Source organism: Pseudoalteromonas aurantia, from assembly GCF_005886875.1.
GTDB classification, from domain to species: domain Bacteria; phylum Pseudomonadota; class Gammaproteobacteria; order Enterobacterales; family Alteromonadaceae; genus Pseudoalteromonas; species Pseudoalteromonas aurantia_A.
Map to the genome: position 1 here is coordinate 1 of NZ_PNBY01000245.1, position 381 is coordinate 381.

Consider the following 381-nt stretch of genomic DNA (forward strand, 5'->3'; position numbering starts at 1 on the left):
AAGGGGTCGTCCAGCAGATCGGCCGTCTGACTGGCAATAAGATGGTCTGACACCAGCGTTTCAAGACAACCCAGAGGTTCCATTGATTGAGGTTCAGTCTCCGCAAACGACTCAGACTTCCAGGGTGAAAAATTACTGAACATCAGCTGATAACCTTTGCAACTGATGAGATCCCCATCCTGCAGATCTTTTTTTCCCCCTCTGGGCAAAGGTTCTTCGGCATGATTAAGGGTAAACAGTTCAGCGCAGTAACTTTCCAGAGACCACTGCCCGCTGTCTTCAACAATACGGCCATATTGCTCTTTTTCCTGACTGGCAGCGCTGGGTAGGGCAATTTTGCTCGCAGCAGTATTACCTATAGTGGCTACTTCCCCTTCGGAA

The 381-nt window shown here is 49.3% G+C and carries 1 protein-coding gene; it reads right to left on the bottom strand.

Annotated features, from left to right (window positions below; all coding sequences use genetic code 11):
- Positions 1 to 381, bottom strand: a 381-nt coding sequence (locus tag CWC18_RS21210) for a hypothetical protein (RefSeq protein ID WP_171041199.1), incomplete at both ends; no start/stop codon positions are given.